The organism is Methylomonas sp. 2F7 (genome assembly GCF_057126975.1).
Map to the genome: position 1 here is coordinate 3,505,193 of NZ_CP195203.1, position 19,424 is coordinate 3,524,616.

General features: G+C 50.3%; 19 protein-coding genes. 6 read left to right on the forward strand and 13 right to left on the reverse strand.

The features are described from left to right. Nucleotides 1–23 precede the first annotated feature (23 nt). The 5 genes from ACR64Q_RS15730 to accA all read right to left on the reverse strand — a co-directional run bounded on the left by ACR64Q_RS15730 (nucleotide 24) and on the right by accA (nucleotide 4,305). Complete coding sequence (locus tag ACR64Q_RS15730; RefSeq protein ID WP_313732408.1) at nucleotides 24–1,496, reverse strand: diguanylate cyclase domain-containing protein; 1,473 nt, start codon at nucleotides 1,494–1,496, stop codon at nucleotides 24–26. Between the two features lie 13 nt (nucleotides 1,497–1,509). Next, on the reverse strand, nucleotides 1,510–1,707 hold the full coding sequence (locus ACR64Q_RS15735) for a hypothetical protein (RefSeq protein ID WP_020482995.1): 198 nt from the start codon (nucleotides 1,705–1,707) through the stop codon (nucleotides 1,510–1,512). 2 nt (nucleotides 1,708–1,709) lie between these two features. Further along, on the reverse strand, nucleotides 1,710–1,904 hold the full coding sequence (locus ACR64Q_RS15740; protein WP_020482996.1) for a hypothetical protein: 195 nt from the start codon (nucleotides 1,902–1,904) through the stop codon (nucleotides 1,710–1,712). Nucleotides 1,905–1,935: 31 nt separating this feature from the next. Next, nucleotides 1,936–3,264, reverse strand: coding sequence for a tRNA lysidine(34) synthetase TilS (gene tilS, locus ACR64Q_RS15745; RefSeq protein ID WP_313732409.1), 1,329 nt, complete (start codon nucleotides 3,262–3,264; stop codon nucleotides 1,936–1,938). A 66-nt stretch (nucleotides 3,265–3,330) separates the two neighbouring features. Beyond that, nucleotides 3,331–4,305 carry an acetyl-CoA carboxylase carboxyl transferase subunit alpha gene (gene accA, locus ACR64Q_RS15750; RefSeq protein WP_020482998.1) on the reverse strand — a complete coding sequence of 325 codons (975 nt, stop codon included), beginning with the start codon at nucleotides 4,303–4,305 and terminating at the stop codon, nucleotides 3,331–3,333. An 88-nt stretch (nucleotides 4,306–4,393) separates the two neighbouring features. On the opposite strand from accA, the gene ACR64Q_RS15755 reads away from it, so the two are divergent. Further along, the gene (locus ACR64Q_RS15755) at nucleotides 4,394–5,704 is read left to right on the forward strand and encodes a replication-associated recombination protein A (RefSeq protein ID WP_313732410.1); all 1,311 of its coding nucleotides are present in this window, start codon (nucleotides 4,394–4,396) and stop codon (nucleotides 5,702–5,704) included. A 229-nt stretch (nucleotides 5,705–5,933) separates the two neighbouring features. Here ACR64Q_RS15755 and ACR64Q_RS15760 read toward each other — a convergent pair whose 3' ends face one another. Beyond that, nucleotides 5,934–6,095, reverse strand: a complete 162-nt coding sequence (locus ACR64Q_RS15760) for a hypothetical protein (RefSeq protein WP_197491552.1) — start codon at nucleotides 6,093–6,095, stop codon at nucleotides 5,934–5,936. Between the two features lie 377 nt (nucleotides 6,096–6,472). Between ACR64Q_RS15760 and ACR64Q_RS15765 the strand changes: the two genes are divergently transcribed. After that, nucleotides 6,473–7,120 (forward strand): DUF2959 domain-containing protein, encoded by a 648-nt coding sequence (locus ACR64Q_RS15765; protein ID WP_313732411.1) that lies wholly within the window; start codon nucleotides 6,473–6,475, stop codon nucleotides 7,118–7,120. A gap of 99 nt (nucleotides 7,121–7,219) precedes the next feature. Here ACR64Q_RS15765 and ACR64Q_RS15770 read toward each other — a convergent pair whose 3' ends face one another. From ACR64Q_RS15770 to ACR64Q_RS15785, 4 genes are all read right to left on the reverse strand, one after another. Beyond that, nucleotides 7,220–7,927 carry a dinitrogenase iron-molybdenum cofactor biosynthesis protein gene (locus ACR64Q_RS15770; protein ID WP_020483002.1) on the reverse strand — a complete coding sequence of 236 codons (708 nt, stop codon included), beginning with the start codon at nucleotides 7,925–7,927 and terminating at the stop codon, nucleotides 7,220–7,222. Between the two features lie 10 nt (nucleotides 7,928–7,937). Continuing rightward, entirely contained in the window at nucleotides 7,938–8,246 is a 309-nt protein-coding gene (locus ACR64Q_RS15775) for a rhodanese-like domain-containing protein (protein WP_020483003.1), read from the reverse strand. A gap of 36 nt (nucleotides 8,247–8,282) precedes the next feature. Continuing rightward, on the reverse strand, nucleotides 8,283–8,858 hold the full coding sequence (locus ACR64Q_RS15780) for a hypothetical protein (RefSeq protein ID WP_313732412.1): 576 nt from the start codon (nucleotides 8,856–8,858) through the stop codon (nucleotides 8,283–8,285). 253 nt (nucleotides 8,859–9,111) lie between these two features. Next, the gene (locus tag ACR64Q_RS15785; RefSeq protein WP_313732413.1) at nucleotides 9,112–9,861 is read right to left on the reverse strand and encodes a TOBE domain-containing protein; all 750 of its coding nucleotides are present in this window, start codon (nucleotides 9,859–9,861) and stop codon (nucleotides 9,112–9,114) included. Nucleotides 9,862–10,181: 320 nt separating this feature from the next. Here ACR64Q_RS15785 and ACR64Q_RS15790 point away from each other — a divergent pair, with 320 nt between their 5' ends. From ACR64Q_RS15790 to ACR64Q_RS15805, 4 genes are read left to right on the forward strand one after another with little or no spacing between them, the layout of a single operon-like run. Then, nucleotides 10,182–11,678, forward strand: coding sequence for an alginate export family protein (locus ACR64Q_RS15790; RefSeq protein WP_313732414.1), 1,497 nt, complete (start codon nucleotides 10,182–10,184; stop codon nucleotides 11,676–11,678). A gap of 36 nt (nucleotides 11,679–11,714) precedes the next feature. After that, nucleotides 11,715–12,482, forward strand: coding sequence for a molybdate ABC transporter substrate-binding protein (gene modA, locus ACR64Q_RS15795; RefSeq protein WP_313732415.1), 768 nt, complete (start codon nucleotides 11,715–11,717; stop codon nucleotides 12,480–12,482). 56 nt (nucleotides 12,483–12,538) lie between these two features. Further along, nucleotides 12,539–12,967: a TOBE domain-containing protein gene (locus ACR64Q_RS15800; protein WP_313732416.1), complete on the forward strand. Its 429-nt coding sequence runs from the start codon at nucleotides 12,539–12,541 to the stop codon at nucleotides 12,965–12,967. A 56-nt stretch (nucleotides 12,968–13,023) separates the two neighbouring features. After that, entirely contained in the window at nucleotides 13,024–14,205 is a 1,182-nt protein-coding gene (locus ACR64Q_RS15805; protein ID WP_313732417.1) for a molybdenum ABC transporter ATP-binding protein, read from the forward strand. 25 nt (nucleotides 14,206–14,230) lie between these two features. Here the strand turns inward: ACR64Q_RS15805 and ACR64Q_RS15810 are convergent, their stop codons facing one another. The 3 genes from ACR64Q_RS15810 to ACR64Q_RS15820 all read right to left on the reverse strand — a co-directional run bounded on the left by ACR64Q_RS15810 (nucleotide 14,231) and on the right by ACR64Q_RS15820 (nucleotide 19,203). Further along, on the reverse strand, nucleotides 14,231–14,986 hold the full coding sequence (locus tag ACR64Q_RS15810) for an HAD family hydrolase (RefSeq protein ID WP_313732418.1): 756 nt from the start codon (nucleotides 14,984–14,986) through the stop codon (nucleotides 14,231–14,233). A 377-nt stretch (nucleotides 14,987–15,363) separates the two neighbouring features. Further along, nucleotides 15,364–17,151 (reverse strand): S8 family serine peptidase, encoded by a 1,788-nt coding sequence (locus ACR64Q_RS15815; RefSeq protein WP_313732419.1) that lies wholly within the window; start codon nucleotides 17,149–17,151, stop codon nucleotides 15,364–15,366. Nucleotides 17,152–17,385: 234 nt separating this feature from the next. Next, complete coding sequence (locus ACR64Q_RS15820; protein ID WP_313732420.1) at nucleotides 17,386–19,203, reverse strand: S8 family serine peptidase; 1,818 nt, start codon at nucleotides 19,201–19,203, stop codon at nucleotides 17,386–17,388. Nucleotides 19,204–19,424 lie beyond the last annotated feature (221 nt).

The following is a 19,424-nucleotide window of genomic DNA, read 5'->3' on the forward strand; positions in this document are numbered from 1 at the left end:
GGGATCTTGATAATTGAAAAACATCAACGACATTCGGCAGTAAACACCAACTGATTTTTGCCGCGTTGCTTGGCCAAATACATCGCATCGTCGGCACATTTAATCAACAATTCAGTTTCGGAATGATCGGTGGGATACATGGCAATGCCGATACTGGCCCCAATTTTGACGGTCTTTCCATGAATTAAAAATGCTTGATTGATAGCTTTTAACACATTTTGCGCCACTTGCTTGGCCGCCAACACCGAGTGCAGCGACGTTAGCACGAATACGAACTCATCGCCGCCCAAGCGCGCAACGGTATCGACTTCACGGCAACATTGCTCGAAACGCCGGGCCACGGCTTGCAATAACTCATCGCCGGCATCGTGGCCCATTTCATCGTTCACAATCTTGAAACCGTCCAAATCCAGAAACAATACTGCCAAAAATGTCGAATCGCGCTTAGCGCGCAGTAAGTCTTGCCGTAAACGCTCGACCAACAAACCGCGATTGGGTAAACCGGTGAGCTGATCGTGAAACGCCAGATACATTAACTGCTTTTCCTTGCGCTCCTGTTCGCTGACATCGGTAATCGTACACATACTGATTTGATCGTTAAATTCGAACAGGGTTTGGGTGTTGATTTTCGCAACAAAGGTGGAGTTGTCGCGCCGCAACCCCAGCATTCGGGCATTGTCCGCAATAATCAATTCTTTTAAAGGCTTGCCGATCAAAGCCTGATCGCTATATCCGAACAACTGATTGGCAGTCTTATTGGCGGAACGCACACATTCGTCACGACCATACAACACGATACCGGTCTCGATGGAATCGATGATATTGCGCAAGGCCTGCACATTGCCCTGCGATTGCTTGATTTGCGCCAGCAAGCGCTTGCAGACCAAGGCAAAATTCAGCAATGCCAGTAACAGCAAACTGGCTTGCAAGCTGCGCAGATAAAACACTTCATTGGTGGCGTTCTGCTCCAATGCGGTAGTCAGTTCATTCATCAAACCCAGCAATTGCGAGTTATGCATCAACAAAGCATTCAGTGCCGGCCGCAAAACCTCGGCATCAACCCCGGCACCGCCCTGTTCAACCGGCGATAGGCGTTTGTGAATCAGCGTCCAAAGCTGGGACGCCGAGCCGATAATCATTTGCGTATTGGGGGCATCGGCGGCGGCCAGATAAACCGGCTTGCCATCGCCGCTACTGGTCATACCGCCTTGCAAAAAACCGTTTAAGGTTTTTTCGAACAAGTTGACGGCATTGGAAAACTCAGTAAAAGCGCTGAGCTTTTCCGTATCGGTTTGCGCGACATGCAACATCAGCAAAGATTTGGTCATCCGTTGCGACAACATGCGTTGGCGGCCGGATAAGTTAATCGCCACCGCGCTCTTTTCCAGCTTTGCGGAAATCCAAAAATTGAGCCCCAGCGCCACGGCATCAAACACGATGAATAACACCACCGGAATGAAAATCGCCGGAAGTTTGCCGCGGGTCTTTTCGGTCATGTCAGGATGCCGCTTAAAAACCCTGGTCTACGCCATTTTGTAACTTGGGCCACGAGCTAAATGCAAACACCCAAATCATGATGACATTAAGCACCGGCACCAACAAAACCAGCGTCCAGCGCCCGTCGAATCCGGCTTTTTCCAAAATTCGATAACCCAGCCAAAGGCAAAACAGCATGAATGCCGGCAACAACACGAAAAATAGTTCCATGACTAGCCCTCCTTTTTTGCATTCGGCCATTCTTGGAAAGCCAGTTGCAGAAACACGATCAGCAAGCCAAAGACCGGCAAAAACACCAATGCCGCCCACGCCGGATTTAGACCGGCTTTTTTATAGATCAAGATCGCCGGAATCGCGATCATCATGCCCACGATCATGGCCTGGAGTATCTCGGGAAACATCAACATGACACCTCCTATCGGTTTTCGTTAGCTATCATTACATGCTTTCGGATGCGCGCCAATCCAATTGGTAACAACTGTCCGCCGCGCTGAGCCACGCCCATTCGGCAATCCATAAGCCGGCGACCGCCGCCAGACAACCATCCAGATAAATCAACGGCCTAATGTCTCTTTCCCAAGGCGGAACCCCTGCTTCCTGGTAGAGTTTTTTTAAACAATGATGACCGACCCGACCAGGCAATTTAAGCTTTTCGCCGCCGCGCCGTGGCTCCACCGTCACTATTGCATTCTGCCATAAATCTTTAGATAACCCGACCGATGCTGAATTTCTACGCAACACATAGCCATTGCTCAAAGGTATTTGCTCCTGTACTTGCGCCCAGCGCTTTGCTTCAGTGTCCTTTCGTAGATTGAGCTCGGGGATGCAATACAATTTTTGCCGATATTTGCGGATGGAATGGCCTTGAATATAAATTTGCGGCAACGCATCGGCACGCCCACCCGTTAACTGCTCGACCAGTGTTTGCAATACTGCCTGGCTCGGCGGCTTCAGACCCATGCAGCCCAACCAATGCCGCAAAAGGCAATTTAGTTGCGTTGCCGTGAAAGCGGATAAATTGCCGATATTGAAACTGCCATCTGCAGGATTAAAAACCGCCGGCAAGTTCTGCTTCTCCCAAGCCTCTATCATCTGCGCCGCTTCGCCGCAGAGCTTAGCCGAACGTGCAACCGTTTTGTCCAGCGCCGGCCAGCGCTGTTTCAAGACCGGCAGAATTTCGTTACGCAGATAATTGCGGTCGAAATCGCTGCTTTGATTGCTGGGATCTTCCACCCATTGCAAACCGCGCTGTTGCGCATAGCGCTGGATATCGACCTTAGCCACATCCAATAGTGGCCGCAGCAGTTGTCCGCTCCCAAACGCACTGGAAATCGGCATGCCGGCCAAGCCTGACACGCCGGCGCCTCGAAACAATTGCAACAGTAAGGTTTCCATCTGATCCTCGCGGTGCTGGGCCAGCAGGATAATATCGTCGACAGCCAATAGTTGCCGCAGCGCCCGATAGCGCGCCTCGCGGGCCACAGCTTCCGGGCTTTCGCGGTTACAGGCCCGCGCATCTACCGTTAACAATTCAAAATCCACACCTAAGCTTTCTGCTTGCCGGCGACAATGTTCGCCCCATCCCGCTGACTCAGCTTGCAAGCCGTGATCGACATAAACGGCGATGACCTTGCCGGCGAGCGCCGGCAAGCCCACGCATAAATCCAGCAGCACAGTCGAGTCTAAACCGCCGCTATAGGCGACGAACACTTTCCGGCACGTGGCAGGCAATAGAGCAGCAATAGTCTGCGGATTGAGATCGGGCATGGTTTACTCACAAAAAAGGCCGATTTGACTCGGCCTTTTATTGAACAACTAATTTGACTGACAGTTTTATTTAACCGGCTCTTCGATGTACGAACCAAAACGCATAATGCGCTGATAGCGTCTCTCCAGCAGTAAATCCATGTTTTCCGCCTGTTGCTGAAGATCGTTAAGGTGCCTGGACAATGCGTCCTGCAAATTGGCGGCAATTTTTTCGAAATTGCGATGACCGCCACCCACTGGCTCGCGAATCACTTCATCCAGAAAACCTTGCTCACGTACGCGGTCCGAGGTTATCCCCATCGCTTCCGCCGCCAACTGGGCTTTATCGGCGCTTTTCCATAGAATCGAGGCACAACCTTCCGGAGAGATAACCGCGTATGTACTGTATTCCAGCATTAATAATCTATCACCCACACCAATAGCCAACGCCCCACCAGAACCACCCTCGCCGATCACGGTGCAAATAATAGGCGTGCGGAGTTTGGACATTTCGAACAGATTACGGGCGATAGCCTCACTTTGACCGCGTTCTTCGGCACCGATACCCGGATAAGCGCCCGGAGTATCGATCAAACAGATGATAGGCAGCTTGAAACGCTCGGCCAACTTCATCACGCGTAAAGCTTTGCGATAACCTTCCGGACGCGGCATGCCGAAATTACGATAAATTTTTTCCTTGGTATCCCGGCCCTTCTGATGCCCGATCACCACCACCGGCTGTCCCAGCAAACGCGCCATCCCGCAGACTATCGCCGGATCGTCGGCATAGGAGCGGTCGCCATGCAGCTCGTGGAATTCTGTGAATATCAGATCAATATAATCCAAGGTGTACGGCCGGCCAGGGTGGCGGGATAATTGCGATATTTGCCAGTCCGACAAATCCGCGAAAATACTTTCGGTCAAACTCTCGCATTTCTGTTCGAGTTGCTTCAAGGTTTCGGAAATGTCGAAATTGTTGTCCAGCTCTACCTTACGCAGCTCTTCTATCTTGGCCTGGAGTTCGGCAATCGGCTGTTCGAAATCTAAGAATTTTAAATCCATGTCAATCCGGCATTAGAATCAATAAAATGGCCGGCAATTCTAATGAAAAATGCCGTCATTGCCTATTTGTTTTACCGAGCCCCTGCAAATGAAGAATGCTACCGCCTTTGATAATACCGCCTATGCGCCGCTTGCGGCCAGAATGCGGCCAACTACGCTGGACGATTTCATCGGTCAGCAGCATCTGCTCGGCAAAGGCAAATCGCTGCGCGTGGCTATCGAACAAGGCGTGCCGCACTCGCTGGTATTTTGGGGGCCACCCGGAGTCGGAAAAACCACTTTGGCCAAAATCATCGCCGCCAGCGCGCATTGCCATTTCATCGAATTGTCGGCGGTGATGGCCGGCGTGAAAGAAATCAGGGCGGCGGTAGCCGAGGCGGAAGAAGTCAAACAGAGCCGCAATCTGAATACGGTGGTGTTTATCGACGAGATTCACCGCTTTTCCAAAAGCCAGCAAGATTCGTTGTTGGCGCCCATCGAAAGCGGCGCGATTATTTTATTCGGCGCCACCACAGAGAATCCTTCGTTCGAGTTGAATAACGCCTTACTGTCCCGACTGCGGGTCTACGTGATGCGCAGCATCGAGACCGAAGATCTGGAGGCCTTGTTAAATAATGCATTGACTGACTCAGAACGCGGACTGGGTAGCCGCAATTTGCAGATCGACGCGGATGTGTTGACCATGATCGCTAAGGCCGCCGACGGCGACGCCCGCCGCTGTTTAAACATCCTGCAAATCGCCGCCGATCTGGCGGAAAACATCGACGGCCGGGAAACCGTGAATCGCGAAGTATTGGACGAAGTGCTGCTGGGCCATGCCAATCGCTTCGACAAGGGCGGCGATATTTTCTACGATCAAATCTCTGCCTTACATAAATCGGTACGTGGCACCGACCCGGACGCCGCGCTGTACTGGTTTGCCAGAATGCTGGACGGCGGCTGCGATCCTTTGTATATCGCCCGCCGAGTTATTCGGATGGCATCCGAAGACATAGGCAACGCCGACCCGAGAGGCCTGGAATTGGCGTTGAATGCTACCAACGCTTACGAGCGGCTGGGCAGCCCCGAAGGCGAACTATCGCTGGCGCAAGCCATCGTTTACCTGGCCTGCGCGCCGAAAAGCAATGCGGTTTACGTGGCCTACAAAGCCGCCATGGCGGACGCTCGCAACAGCGGCTCGCTGGAAGTGCCCATCCATTTACGCAATGCGCCAACCAAATTAATGAAGGAACTGGGACACGGCGCGGACTATCGCTACGCCCATGACGAAAAAAATGCTTATGCCGCCGGCGAAAACTATTTCCCGGAATCGTTAAAAGCCCGGCAGTATTATTTTCCGGTGGAACGTGGTTTGGAAATAAAAATAAAAGAGAAACTGAATTTCCTGCGGAAATTATAAGAATTGAAAACTGGATGCAATCTTTTGGCGGCTATAATTTTAACTACAGCAAAACACCATTAAAAACTCGATTATAACTGGAATATATAGATAGCGGAATTAGCTGATTCGCTCTGCGCTTATTGTAGCGGGCAAAAAAAACTCCCATAAATCAAGGAATCTATGGGAGTATGGAAGCAAACGTATGATGGAAGATCGTTTGCAAGTCTCTGACTATAGGAGAAAACTTTCAATTCTTAACTGCTTGCGCACGATTATTTAATAAAATCGTGCTCCATACTGCCGCAACCCCAAACATCATTGTTGACAATATAAACTGTCCTGAAACAAAAGCGACTATACCTAAAAAAGATACAGAACCGATAAACATGTCTTTTTTTAATTCGTTCATTTGCGCCACCTTATATAAAAAAATAATTAAAACTGTTAATAATTTTTTAAATCATCCCAAAACTTCTTCAAAGCCCTGTTCGAAAACGTGGCTTAAGTAAAACTCAAAATCGGATCATCCGCCACTGGCAATAGATAAATTTTGAATAGCACTCGCATTATTTAACTTTAGATATTATTGATATCCGCTGTAACCCTGATTAACTCTGGAGTTTGCTTGTCTATGTTTATTGCGTTTTAAAACCCAATGCCGAATATGTGAATCTATTCACAATCGAATGCTCGCGCGCTGTCTACCTGCTGAGAACCCAGCGACCAAGCCAAGTTGAACTACACCGACTCCAGCTTATAATGCGCTCACCCATCCAAGGAGCTTTTATGAAATACAGTTCGCGTTTTTTGTTGTTTTTGTTGACGTTTGGCTTAGCCGCCTGTTCCAGCGCGTATTACAGCGGCCTGGAGAAAATCGGCATCCCTAAACGTGAAGTGATGGTGCATCGCGTGGAAAAAGCCCGCGATACCCAGGAAGAAACCAAGCAACAATTTAAATCGGCACTCGAACGATTCACCGTGATGACTAATTTTAAGGGCGGCGATTTGGAAGCCACCTACAACAAACTTAACGGTGAATATGAGGCCAGCGTGAAAAAGGCCGAGGAAGTTAACAAACGCATCGCCGACATAGAAGACGTCTCCAGCGCACTGTTCAGCGAATGGGAAACCGAACTTGTCCAATACAGCAACGCTGCACTCAAACGAAATAGCCAGCAAAAGCTGACTGCCACGAAAGCCCACTACCAGCAATTAATAGCCGCCATGCGTAAGGCCGAAACCAAAATCGAGCCAGTGCTCAACGTATTTCGCGATCAAGTGCTCTATCTGAAACACAACCTGAATGCCCAAGCTATCGCATCGCTAAAAGGCCAGTTGGACTCAGTTAAATCCGATGTATCGGCTTTGGTATTAGAAATGGAGAAATCGATTAACGAGGCGGACGCATTTATCAAGACCATGGAAAAACAATAGCGTTTCACAATCCAATAAGCCTAATCAAACTTAGGGAAGGATTTTCGAGGAGATCCTTACCCTCTCCAAGAAGAGGGTAAGGAATAAAAGTATTGCAAGTTATTCCTGATGAGCAAACCGCTTCCGCTCCTCGGCACTTTTACCGAGGGCTTTCGCCATCCAAGGCGGCGCGGCATCGAACACTTTCTGAAACTCGGTGAGTTTCTCCACCGCGTCGATAACATCGGGTTCCTTGATCGGATAAATATCCGCACGTATCACTTTCGCGGCCGCCGGTCCGCCGATGGATTGCACGAACAGCACATGGCAATCCTTGATCATATTAGCCCGGAACAGATTTCTGTCTTCCGCACTATCGGCTTCCACAGTAGAGCGAATGTCGATCAAGCGCATATCGCTTTTGGACAATTGATAGACCAAAAAGCGAATGCAGGAACCAAAATGCCCATTCAATAGCTGACCGCTATTGGAGGCAATCGCCACCCGAATCGATTCCGGAATATCGCCGTCTTTGTAAGGCATAATCTCCGGCAGACCTTCGTCTTCCTCTTCCTCGCCCCACAAATACCTGACCGCCAGCTTGATGTTTTCCAGACCGATGCCGATATCTTCGCCGTCTTCCTCGCCATCCAGACTACCGATGCCGGTCTTCAGGTTGGTGACAGTAATCGACTTCAGTTTCTCGTCGTCCAGCGGCGAGCCGACTTTCTCGTGCAACACACCGATCAACTTCGGCACATCCACTCCCGGCAAAATCCGCGAAGCCAATGCGATACGCAAAGCCAGATCTCGTGATAATTGTTCCATAGCGTCACCCTTAAAGTTTGTGCTGTTCTTTCCAGTCGGCATAGCCGCCGGCCAAGCTGTAGACTTGCTGAAAACCGAAATCGCCGAACATTTCCGCCAAATGTTCGCTGGCATGGCCGTAATAGCAATAAATCAGCAAAGGCTTGGCCTTGTCGGCTTTTTTCAACAGCGAATCGCGCAATTGCTCGTGGACATGCATGGCATTTTCGATATGCCCGGCCCGGTAATCCTTAAGATCGCGGCAATCCAGAATCATCGGTTGCTGCTCCGCAATCAGCTGTTCGGAATCGGCCGTGGAGATAGTTTTGAAATTTTTCATAGCACTAACATCCTCACCAGGCTCAAGACGCCAACCCTAAACCGGCCCACCGGCTAAATCTTTTTTAACTTCGATAGTTTGCGACAGAGCAGCCTCCAGACTAATAGGCTCGGCTTTGATTTTATAGCCCTTAGCCGCCTCGTATGCGGTAATTACCTTGTCTTCGCCGGACTGGCCCTTCAGATCGGATTTTTCGATATAAAGCTCTTCCAACATCAAGTTCCAGATCATGCCTTCCTGATGCGGCAACAAATTGAAAACCACGCCATCTAAAACGATTTGCATCGGCTTAGCGATGTTTTGCACGTAAAACAGGGTGACGGTTTCCGGGGTCAACGCTTCTTTATATTTTTCGACAAATACCGGCAAGTCTTCCAATTGGAAAAACAGGCCGTTGATGAACAAAATCTTGTCGGCATCGGCCAATATCGCTGATTGATTAATCACCATCTCCGGGGTTTTCCGGTCACGGATGTTCGTCGACCCTTCACGCAACTCACCTTCCACTAACACCAAGTCGCCGCGAAACGCGGAAAGCCCGGAAGTGCTGGTTTTGCCGACTAAGGTGGTAATCCATAAAAGCCCTTGGCTGTCGTATTTTTCAAGTAGCATTTGCTTAAATCCCCAATGAAAGGTAATGAATGAAAAGTAGTTAACAGCTTGCAAGCAAAACACTTGCCAGGACGACTAAAACCACATCAAAGCCATGGTTGATAAGGTTTTTACTTGGTTTTTTGATGAGAATAGTTCGTAGAAATATGCCGTTTGGCAGCGGCACAGCCCGACAATGTAGTAAACACGACAATTATCGAATGATGCTTATTTAAGATTTGTAGGATTTATAACGAAATTTTTATCGGGCTAGCTAACAGTCACCGGCAGGCATCAGTGCAGCCAGGATTACGGCATTGCTCTTAAATACCGCTGCCGCATCGACGCCTGGTTTTAGCGCAAGAACCTCGGCACTCGCTTGAGTAATAGTCGCGGCAATAGTTTCGCCGCTGGGTAGCTGGATGATCACTTCAGAATCCACTCCATCAAAATGGATGCGAATCACGCGGCCAGCCAGACGATTCCGCGCCGAAAACAGATGCAATCCACCATCATCAGCCAATACCAAAATGTCCGGCGCATTGACCAGCACCACTGCGTCGCCGCCTACCTTAAGCTCCAAGTTTACAAGCGTTGTCAGCGGCACGCTGGCAACTACTTGCTCTCCACCCTTCAAAGACACAAACACTTCGGCGTTTACCGAACCAGAGTTGATCCTGGCAATCGTTCCGGACAGCTGGTTTCTGGCACTGGTTTTGATCACCTGTCGTTTCAACAAAAGCATTACATCCGGATCGTCGATCAAGCTTTGATTCAGTTGCTGCAAAAGGGCGCGATGCTGATCCTCTAGGCGGGTGAATAACTTCAGTAAGGATAAACCCGCCGCTGTTAGCGTGGTCCCCCCGCCCTTGCTGCCACCCGTCGCAGTGGCTATTAAAACCTTGGGAGCCAAATTATTTGCCCGCTCTATCATTTGCCATGCGCCCTTGTAACTTAATCCGGCCTGCTTGGCGGCTTGATTGATCGAACCGCTTTTCTCTATTGCCCGTAGCAAGCTAATCATGCGATTGTCCAATATGCCGGCTAGGCGTAATTCGCCTTCAAGCCAAGGAGGCTCTGGTATGTTTGGATTTTTCTCTGCTGTAGACATTATTCAATTTATCTATCTAATTTTTTAATGGCCTATTTAAAAAATACACTGCCGACTACCATTATTTCCCCAATTGAAATAAGTTATTTTTGTTTTTCGTTATTTACTTTTGTACATAACGAAAAGTAGACTGCCAACACTCCCTGGCCGGGATGAAACACCATAGCAAAATCAGACAAAAGCCAGGACATTATCATAAACCCAGCGCATTTAACCGGCTTAATAGGTGAAACATGGCCCCCAAAAACCGTTATCGCAAAGCATCTTTTCTCACGGCACTGAGTGCGATCACAGCGAATAATCTTTACATTGACGCTAGCGAGGCCGCGGAAAATAAAACCTACAGCAAGCCCCCCATGGCCGCCTTTTCCAGTCAGATGCCGGATGCCCTGCTGGGCAACGATAAATTCGAAAAGCCGGTCTGGAATCTACATGACACGCTGAATTTGCCAAAGTGGCTATCCGCCTCACTGGAACAGCGCACCCGCTATGAGACTATGGACGGCAGCTTTAAAGCCAACGGCAGAGGCGGCGATCAGCAGATTGCCTTGCAAACCGATTTGTGGCTGCAAGCCAATCTGGGCAAGTTAAGGCTCGGTGCCGAGTTTCTGGATGCCCGCGCGCTGGGCGCCGATAGCGGTTCCGGCGTGAACAACACCCACGCCGACACTGCGGACTTCATTCAAGGTTATGCAGCGTGGGCAGATCAAAATCTGTTTTACAGCGGTATCGGCGCTGAAATTGTGGCCGGCCGGCAAACGCTAAACCTAGGCAGTCGCCGCTTAATTGCCCGCAATGCTATGCGCAACGATATCAACAGCTTTACCGGAATAAAGCTGAGGCTGCTGGACTACGATACCTGGCAATTTACCGGCTTTGTGACCATGCCGGTCAACCGCTATCCGACCGCCGCTGCGGACATTCTGAACGAGGTCCACGAGTTCGACGAGGAAGATACCCACACTTGGTTTTCCGGCGGGTTCTTGGAGCTTTACAACTTGGCCTGGAATATCAATGGCGAAGTTTATCTATACCATCTTGACGAAGGCGACAGCATCCGCAATCCCACCCGCAATCGCCGCTATTTCACACCCGGCGTGCGCTTTTATCTGAAACCCAAGAAGGCCAATTTCGACTTTCAAACCGAAACCATCGGCCAGCTAGGTACCGTCCGTTCCAGTACTGCCGCCAACAATGGCCGCGATTTGGAGCACGCCGCCTGGTACCAGCACGCCGATGTCGGCTATACCTTCGACGCCCCTTGGTCTCCGCGTTTCGCGTTGGAATACGACTATGCCAGCGGGGATGAAAACCCTAACGACAATCAAGACCAGCGCTTCGACACCTTGTACGGTGCCCGACGCTTCGAGTTCGGCGCGACCGGTATGTATGGCGCGTTCGCCCGCAGCAATATCAGTACGCCCGGCTACCGCATCACTGCCGCGCCGCGCAACGATGTGCAGCTTGGACTGAGTCAGCGTTTTTATTGGCTGGCATCGGACAGAGACAGTTGGACCACGGCCGGTTTGCAAGATACCAGCGGCCGCAGCGGTGATTTCGTCGGTCAACAATTGGAATTGACCGCGCGTTGGGATTTCAACAGCAGTTTGAATTTCGAAACCGGCTGGGCGCATTTGTTCAAGGGCGAATTTGCGAAAAGAGCGCCGTCGGCACCGACTATTAAAGACGACGTCGATTATGTTTACGTGCAGAGCCAATTACGGTTTTAGCCACTACCGATCAGCTTATCATTGAGGAGAAATAGCATGTCGTTTATCGCTTTAAATCGAATAATTTTAGCTTTATCGCTTTTGTCGAGCGCGTTTGCGCAGGCCGAGACTACGCTGGTTGCGGTCGCCGCCAACTTTACCAAACCCATGACCGAGATCGCTGAGGCGTTCGAGAAAGCTAGCGGTCATAGTGCCAAGCTGTCGTTCGGTTCGTCCGGCAAATTCGTCGCCCAATTCGAGAACGGCGCACCGTTTGAAGTGTTTTTATCGGCTGACGATAAAAGCCCGTTAAAACTGGAGCAATCAGGTTTGGCCGTGGCCGGTAGCCGGTTTACCTATGCCATCGGCAAATTGGTACTGTGGTCCGGCAACCCCGGCTATGTCGACGAGCAAGGCAAAATCTTGAGCAAGGGCGACTTCAAGCATCTGGCCTTGGCTGATCCGAAATTGGCACCTTACGGGGCAGCGGCAGTGGAGGTCTTGAAAAACCAAGGTTTATTGGAAAAACTGCAAGCCTTATTCGTGCAAGGCGAAAACATTGCTCAAACGCATCAATTCATCAGTACCGGCAACGCTGAGCTAGGCTTTGTTGCCTTATCACAAGTGATCGAGAATGGCAAAATCGGCTCAGGCTCCGGCTGGATCGTGCCGGAAAACCTGCATAGCCCGATCCTGCAAGACGCGGTATTGCTGAAAACCGGCGCCGAAAATCCGGCCGCGCAAGCTTTGCTGGCTTTTCTGAAATCGCCGCCGGCTTTGGTAATCATCGAGAAATATGGCTATGCCTTACCCGCAACAAATTAACGTTTATTCAAACCCTTTATGTTAAGGGCGCTCCCATCCAATCAAGAGGAATCATCATGAAAGCAAGCGCACGTAACCAATTTTCCGGCACCGTCACAGAAGTCATCATCGGCGCAGTCAACGCCGAAGTGCATGTCGGTTTGAAAGGCGGCGAAACCATCGTCGCCTCGATTACCAAGGACTCCGTCGAAACCTTGGGCATCGAAACCGGTAAAAATGTCATCGCGTTAGTCAAAGCGCCACAAGTCATCGTCGTCACCGATTTTGGCGGCTACCGGATTTCCGCGCGCAATCAGCTGGAAGGCACGATCACTGAAGTCAAGCCCGGCGCGGTCAACACTGAAGTGGACATTGCCCTGCCCGGCGGCGACAAAATCGCCGCAACCGTTACTAACGATAGCGTGGAAACCTTGGGGCTACGCAAAGGCCAAACCGCCACAGCGGTATTCAAAGCCGGCGCGGTGATTCTCGGCGTGCAGGGTTAATATCGTGATCGCCCCGGCCAACCAGGCCGGGTCGACTTTAACCACCGGAGGTGGTCATGCTGCTGGAAATGAATGTCAAACTGCGTCGCGGTCATTTCGACCTCAGCACGCAGTTATCGGTCGGCGACATCAGCGTCGGTCTGTTCGGACAATCCGGTGCCGGTAAAAGTACCTTACTGGGCTTGATCGCCGGTACCATTCAGCCGCAAAGCGGGCATATTTCGCTGGACGGCAAAATCTTGTTCGATAGCCGTAAAGGTATCGTGATGCCGCGCGAACAACGGCCGATAGGCGCGGTATTGCAGATCGACTGCATCGACGCCACGGAAACCGTACGTGACAATTTGACCGCCAGCTATTACCGCACCCTCAAACAGCGCCGTCTGTTCAAACCGGACTATTTAATCAATTTACTGGAACTGGGCGCCAACCTGGATCAGCCTATCGAACGGTTATCAGTTGGCGAACGCCAGCGCGTGGCGCTGGCCCGTTCTCTGCTGAAATCGCCGAAGTTGTTATTGCTTGACGAGACTTTCGCCGCCATCGGCCACAGTTACCGTTCGCAACTGCTGCCGATTTTGAAACGCCTACAAGACGAATTCGGCTTGCCGGTGCTGTATGCCAGTCAGTCGCTGGGCGAAATTCTGGAATTGACCGACCAGTTGATTGTGCTGGAACACGGCCAGGTGCTGCGCAGCGGCTCTTTGCGCGAAGTGGCTAAACAACAAGGTATCTTGCGCTATCTGGGTATCCGCCAAATCGACAACATCCTGCCGATCAGTATTCGCAATCACGATGTCCAGGCGGGTTGCAGTATGGCGGATAGTTTCGGTGTGCCGCTGGCATTGCCGCTACGCCCGCAGTTTGCAATCGGCAGCCAGAGCCAGGTATCGATCCGCGCCAACGACATCGCCCTGTCCCGGGCCTACATCGACGGCATCTCCATTCAGAATCAGCTAAAAGGCCGGATCTGCGCAATCATCCCTAGCGGCGAAAGCCTGATCGTGCAAGTCGATTGTGGTGGGACCTTATTGGTGGAAATCACGCCGGGGGCCTGCCAGAGCATGGCGTTGCGGGAAGGCGACGTGGTGTATTGCCTGATTAAAACTCACGCCATCGTCTATCTGGCCGAACTGGACACCCTACCCTACCAACGCATCGTCAGCCACGGTGACGGCTACTACTATTTGAACCATGCCGGCGCCGACACCAACAGTGTTTTGGAATACCGTTACTGAACTCGGTATCCGCTTATAAGGCGATCTAACTGCCGCTGAGAAAAGTGTCTAACTGCTGTAGTACGATTGCTTGCGCGGCTGCAACGGCGTGGTCGGCGGCAAGGTTATAACCCCATAGCGCGAAGAATAATTTCACATCGGCCAACTCCGGGTGTTTTTTTACACCCTCCAAAGCCGGTAGGCGATCCTCGGTAAAATAAATCGGCTGGCCGGGATGCCGGGCTTTCAAACCTTTCAGGATTTCAGGTTTGCTGAGCTTGCGGTCCATCCCAAAAATCCGTTCATCGGCCAACTCAATCTGATTGGCACTAAGGATTTCCTTCACAAAGCGCTCTTGTTTGGTGGTAATCACACACCAAAAATGCCGTTGTCCCAAGTCACGCAGTTTCTCTGCAACACCGGGATACAAGGGATTCTTGGCTATCCAATCGCCGCGATCACTAGCAATCCAATTGTCGCGGGTTTCGCCGAACAGCTTTTTCAAATCGTCGATGCTTAAATGGATTTCGTCCAGCATCCTTTGCACTTTAGCCGCGTAGTTGGCGTAAATAGCGGCAGTACTCTTGCCCAGATACATGAGGCGGATAATCAGAATCGCTTCGTAACCCGTCTCTATAATCGGCCGCACTTCGCGAAACTGCTCAACGATAGCCTGAGGTACTGCGTCAGGCATGTCTTTCCAAATAGTAGTGCCGGCTTTCCAGCCGGTGATAGCGGTTTCAATCGCACTGTCGCAGACAACGCCATCAAAATCCAGCGCATAAATAATCGAATCGTTCATTGAAATAGGGGTATCCGGAGTCACGGGAAATGGGCGGTATTGTAACGGATGAAGCGGCGGATAATCTGGATTGCATCGCAAAACTTTCCAGTAATCGTGCCACTCGCAATCATTATTAACCGGGCCCTTAAAGGCCGTTCGCTCTGAGTTTATCGAAGGACGCACCTGCCTGGGCTTAGACGAGCTCAGCCCGAACGGAATACCCGTGACAAATAGGCCTGGTTAATAAAACTAAAGTCAACACCGCGCGTGATTCTGACGTGTAACTACCAGCGCTTGCCTTTGACTGATCCAATTCCGGACAGCGTCGATTTTGCTGTCTGCCAGCATTTGGGACAAATATCGCACGGGAGGTATGCGCCCCCTGACGGTTGAGCTTATTTAGTCACTTGTATACTGACAACGCCTGAATTACCCGATGTATCCGTTGCAATCGCTTTGATACTGTGGCTGCCAGCTGAGGATTTTTTGGCGTTCCAGTTATAACTCAAACTACTGCTGGTCGTGGATGCAACCAACTTCGTATCGATATAAAGCTGCACCTTGGCGACTGCGACATTATCTTTTGCCGAAACAGAAACCGCGACCAAACCACTGACTTTAGCGCCGTTCACTGGGTTAGAAATATTAACTGTGGGTGCGATCAAATCAGCAGTGGTTGTATTGCCAGTAGTGCCGCCGGTAGCATTTTGATTCTGTACACTAACATTCACGACAGCAGATGAACCAGTATTTCCAGCCGAATCGATTGCGGCAGCAGTTAAGCTAACGTTGCCACTGGCTAGACTACCGGTATCCCAACTAAATTGATAAGGCGCGACACCGTCGGTTCCGACCAGCTTGCCATTGGCAAACAGCGAGACTTGGCTGACGGACACATTATCACTAGCGGACACCGCTACAGAGGCCAATCCACTAACCACACTACCGGCACTTGGCGACGTAATAACCGCTGTCGGTGCCTGAGTATCCACCGAAATGGTATTGATAGCTGTCTTTATTGCATTAGCCGCGTTGATTCGCCCATAGCCGTAGTTCAAGTCAAAATTAACACCGGAGACCTTATGGGCAGAACTTTTCAATATTTTCTCGACATTGTCAGGCGTAAGTTTCGGATTGGCCGCCTGAATCAGTGCGACAACACCAGCGGCAACAGGAGTGGCGAGCGAAGTACCGTACCAAGCAGCATAAGTGCCGCCTTTATTGGTCGTCGCGATGGATACGCCCGGTGCGGCAACATCAATGTATTTACCGAAATTCGAGAAGCTTGCTTTCACATCGTTAGTATCTGTAGCGGAAACAGCAATCAGATTTACGTTATCTGCAAGCCCAGGGTCCAAACCATCATTGCCGGCAGCCACCAATACCAAACCACCTTTACTGCGCATGTATTGGGCAGCTGAAGCTACCGTGGCGCTATCGCTTGCGGCGTAGCTAAGGTTAGCGACGTCGGCACCATTATCTGCGGCCCAGTTCAAGCCTCGTGCTACGTCACTCCAATATGCATAACCACTGGCATCATTGGTAATTCTGATCGGCATGATTTTGGCGTTCCACGCTACGCCTGCCACACCACTGGCATTGTTGGTAACAGCAGCGGCGGCACCCGCTACGGCGGTACCATGTCCATTGACATCAGCAGTGACCGAACCACTATCTACCGCATTCCAGCCAGGCACCATATGTGCCGCTAAATCGGGATGTGAACCATCCACCCCGCTATCAAGAATGGCAATGGTAATTCCATCTGCTTTTGATACATCCCATGCGTTAGGGCTCTGAATTTTTGATAGATGCCAAGCATTGGCAAACTGTGGATCGTTGGGAACCGCACTTAGTGGCACAGCCATATCCAATTCAGCAAACTCGATATGGGGATTTTTTGACAAGGCTCGCACCACAGCAGCCTCAGCATTTTCAGGGACATTAATGATATGAATAGCCGAACTACCGATTTTTTCAGCAATACCACTGCCATTGAAACGTAGAATTTTTTTAAACTCGGCGTCAGGCAGTCCAGCTTTGGGCTGGACTAATATCTGTCCGAATTTCCAAGCTTTGCCGGCCGGCAAATTGGTTGCAGTATTAGAAAATGCTTGCCCATAAACGAATCCAGCAGGCAAACTGAACAAACTTACAACCACAATCTCCTTAACTCTAAGCATGACAATCCCGTCTATCTAACAAAAGGCTTATTGTAAGATGCTCAGGCCGCATACTTTCTTTATTAAAAACACATTAAATCCCCTGGGGATCATTTGCGAATAGCCCAGCCAGGATTAACCCGTTTCTTTGTTTATGCCGACTCACACAAAAAAACAGGGGCGAAATACGCCCCTGTCTTAATTGCCTTTGAAATACCGCCGACAATATTGTTGGCAGTTTTCCAGATACGAACGCTACTTGCTGACTAGAATGCTGACGGTACCGGTTTTATTGGAGGTATCGGTGGCAACCGCTTTGATCGAATGGCTGCCGGCAGCCACTTTCTTGACATTCCAGCTATAGCTCAAGGTTTTGCTGGTTGTAGAAGACACCAGCTTGTTGTCGATATAAAGCTGTACCTTAGCGACAGCAATATCGTCATTAGCAGCTGCGGCGATATTCACTACGCTTCCACTCACTTTCGCACCATTTGTTGGGTTAGAAATGGTCACGGTTGGAGCCGCTTGATCCGTGGTGGTTACCGTGGTTTGATTTTGTACGTTCACAGTCACGGCGCTTGATGAGCCTTGGTTTCCGGAAGAGTCAGTAGCCACCGCAGTTAAATTGATATTGCCGTTTGCCACAGTCGTGGAATCCCAACTGAATGTGTAAGGCGCAGTGCCATCTGTTCCGACCAATTTACCGCCTGCGTAAAATGAAACCTGGCGTACGGCGACATTATCGTTAGCGTTAACGGCGACAGAGGTTAAACCACTTACCACAGAACCAGCAGCTGGAGATGAAATGGCAGCGGTCGGCGCTAGAGTATCTCTAGCCACTGTATTGAGCGCTAATTGCACAGCGGCGTTAGCATTGATACGTCCATAGCCATAGTTTGGATCAAAATTAACACCGGATACTTTATCCGCAGAATCTTTTAGCACCTTTTCGACATCCGCAGGCACCAAGTTGGGATTTGCGGCTTGAATCAACGCGACTACACCGGCTGTCACAGGGCTAGAAAACGAGGTCCCGTTCCAATTGGCATATCCGCCACCTCTCAGAAGCGTGGCAATAGAAGTGCCGGGAGCTGCGACATCAATAAAGGCGCCATAGTTGGACCAACTGGCCTTCACATCATTCCAATCGGTTGCTGAAACAGAAATCATGTAGGGGTTATCGGTATAACCGGGATCTACTCCGTCGTTGGCGCCTGCAACAACCACTATTCCGCCTTTGGAATTCATATACTGGGCCGCCGATGACACCGCCGAGCTACCACTCACCCCATAACTTATATTTGCGACATCGGCACCATTGTCAGCCGCCCAACTCAGGCCACGTGCAACGTCACTCCAGTAAGCGTATCCCGTTGAATCGTTGGTAATTCTGACGGGCATAACTTTCGCGTTCCACGCCACGCCAGCAACCCCTACCGAGTTATCGGTGACAGCAGCTGCTGTACCGGCAACCGCAGTACCATGACCATTGATGTCGGTAGTGTCGGAGCCTCCATCCACCGCATTCCACCCCGGAATCATATGATTTGCCAAATCCGGATGCGAACCATCAACACCACTATCCAGAATGGCAATCGTAATGCCATCAGCTTTGGAAACGTCCCATGCGCCAGGCGTTTGTATCTTTGCTAGATGCCAAGCACCGGCAAAGTTTGGATCATTTGGATTAGTCACGCTCATTGGCTGAGCCATGTCTAACTCGGCGAATTCGATATGGGGATTTTTTGATAGCGCCCGTACCACCGCTTCTTCCGCTTGCTCGGGTACGCTAACGATATGAACCGACAAATTACCGATTTTTTCACTGCTTTTACCTTGATTGCCACGCAGAATTTTCTCAAATTCCGCATCAGCCAAACCGGCATTGGGCTTAACTAAAATTTGCCCTGGTTTCCAGGTCTTAGCGATGTTACCAGCCGAGGCGGGTAACTGTTGCATATCCTGATTTATTTGCAAAATTTCCTGGTCTAGCAAATATTTATCGAGATAAATGATTACAGGCACTGCCAGTAGTGCAACACCTAAAGTGATGTACAAATTTTTTTTGTTCATGACTGTCCCCCTGGTTTTTGTTTTGAATGTCCAAATCTTAAACACCTCATCCTTGGCTTCATGCCATGAGGCTTTCTGAACGCAAGCTAATTTGAATTTTCCGAATCAGCTTTCTGCTTGGAAGGAAGTCTAAAAAAACTGGGCCACCATTACTGTGACTTTACTTTCAGAATCACCATAACAACAATGGGGTAACACCTATTGCTATAGCTACCAGACAA

Bases quoted from the DNA above. Each gene is read 5' to 3' on its own strand.
- ACR64Q_RS15730 (WP_313732408.1), bottom strand. From the start codon at position 1,496: ATGACCGAAAAGACCCGCGGCAAACTTCCGGCGATTTTCATTCCGGTG.
- ACR64Q_RS15820 (WP_313732420.1), bottom strand. From the start codon at position 19,203: ATGAACAAAAAAAATTTGTACATCACTTTAGGTGTTGCACTACTGGCA.
- ACR64Q_RS15765 (WP_313732411.1), top strand. From the start codon at position 6,473: ATGAAATACAGTTCGCGTTTTTTGTTGTTTTTGTTGACGTTTGGCTTA.
- ACR64Q_RS15805 (WP_313732417.1), top strand. From the start codon at position 13,024: ATGCTGCTGGAAATGAATGTCAAACTGCGTCGCGGTCATTTCGACCTC.
- ACR64Q_RS15735 (WP_020482995.1), bottom strand. From the start codon at position 1,707: ATGGAACTATTTTTCGTGTTGTTGCCGGCATTCATGCTGTTTTGCCTT.
- ACR64Q_RS15800 (WP_313732416.1), top strand. From the start codon at position 12,539: ATGAAAGCAAGCGCACGTAACCAATTTTCCGGCACCGTCACAGAAGTC.
- ACR64Q_RS15740 (WP_020482996.1), bottom strand. From the start codon at position 1,904: ATGTTGATGTTTCCCGAGATACTCCAGGCCATGATCGTGGGCATGATG.
- modA (WP_313732415.1), top strand. From the start codon at position 11,715: ATGTCGTTTATCGCTTTAAATCGAATAATTTTAGCTTTATCGCTTTTG.
- ACR64Q_RS15785 (WP_313732413.1), bottom strand. From the start codon at position 9,861: ATGATTAGCTTGCTACGGGCAATAGAGAAAAGCGGTTCGATCAATCAA.
- ACR64Q_RS15790 (WP_313732414.1), top strand. From the start codon at position 10,182: ATGGCCCCCAAAAACCGTTATCGCAAAGCATCTTTTCTCACGGCACTG.
- ACR64Q_RS15755 (WP_313732410.1), top strand. From the start codon at position 4,394: ATGAAGAATGCTACCGCCTTTGATAATACCGCCTATGCGCCGCTTGCG.
- ACR64Q_RS15780 (WP_313732412.1), bottom strand. From the start codon at position 8,858: ATGCTACTTGAAAAATACGACAGCCAAGGGCTTTTATGGATTACCACC.
- ACR64Q_RS15815 (WP_313732419.1), bottom strand. From the start codon at position 17,151: ATGCTTAGAGTTAAGGAGATTGTGGTTGTAAGTTTGTTCAGTTTGCCT.
- ACR64Q_RS15775 (WP_020483003.1), bottom strand. From the start codon at position 8,246: ATGAAAAATTTCAAAACTATCTCCACGGCCGATTCCGAACAGCTGATT.
- ACR64Q_RS15760 (WP_197491552.1), bottom strand. From the start codon at position 6,095: ATGAACGAATTAAAAAAAGACATGTTTATCGGTTCTGTATCTTTTTTA.
- tilS (WP_313732409.1), bottom strand. From the start codon at position 3,264: ATGCCCGATCTCAATCCGCAGACTATTGCTGCTCTATTGCCTGCCACG.
- ACR64Q_RS15810 (WP_313732418.1), bottom strand. From the start codon at position 14,986: ATGAACGATTCGATTATTTATGCGCTGGATTTTGATGGCGTTGTCTGC.
- ACR64Q_RS15770 (WP_020483002.1), bottom strand. From the start codon at position 7,927: ATGGAACAATTATCACGAGATCTGGCTTTGCGTATCGCATTGGCTTCG.
- accA (WP_020482998.1), bottom strand. From the start codon at position 4,305: ATGGATTTAAAATTCTTAGATTTCGAACAGCCGATTGCCGAACTCCAG.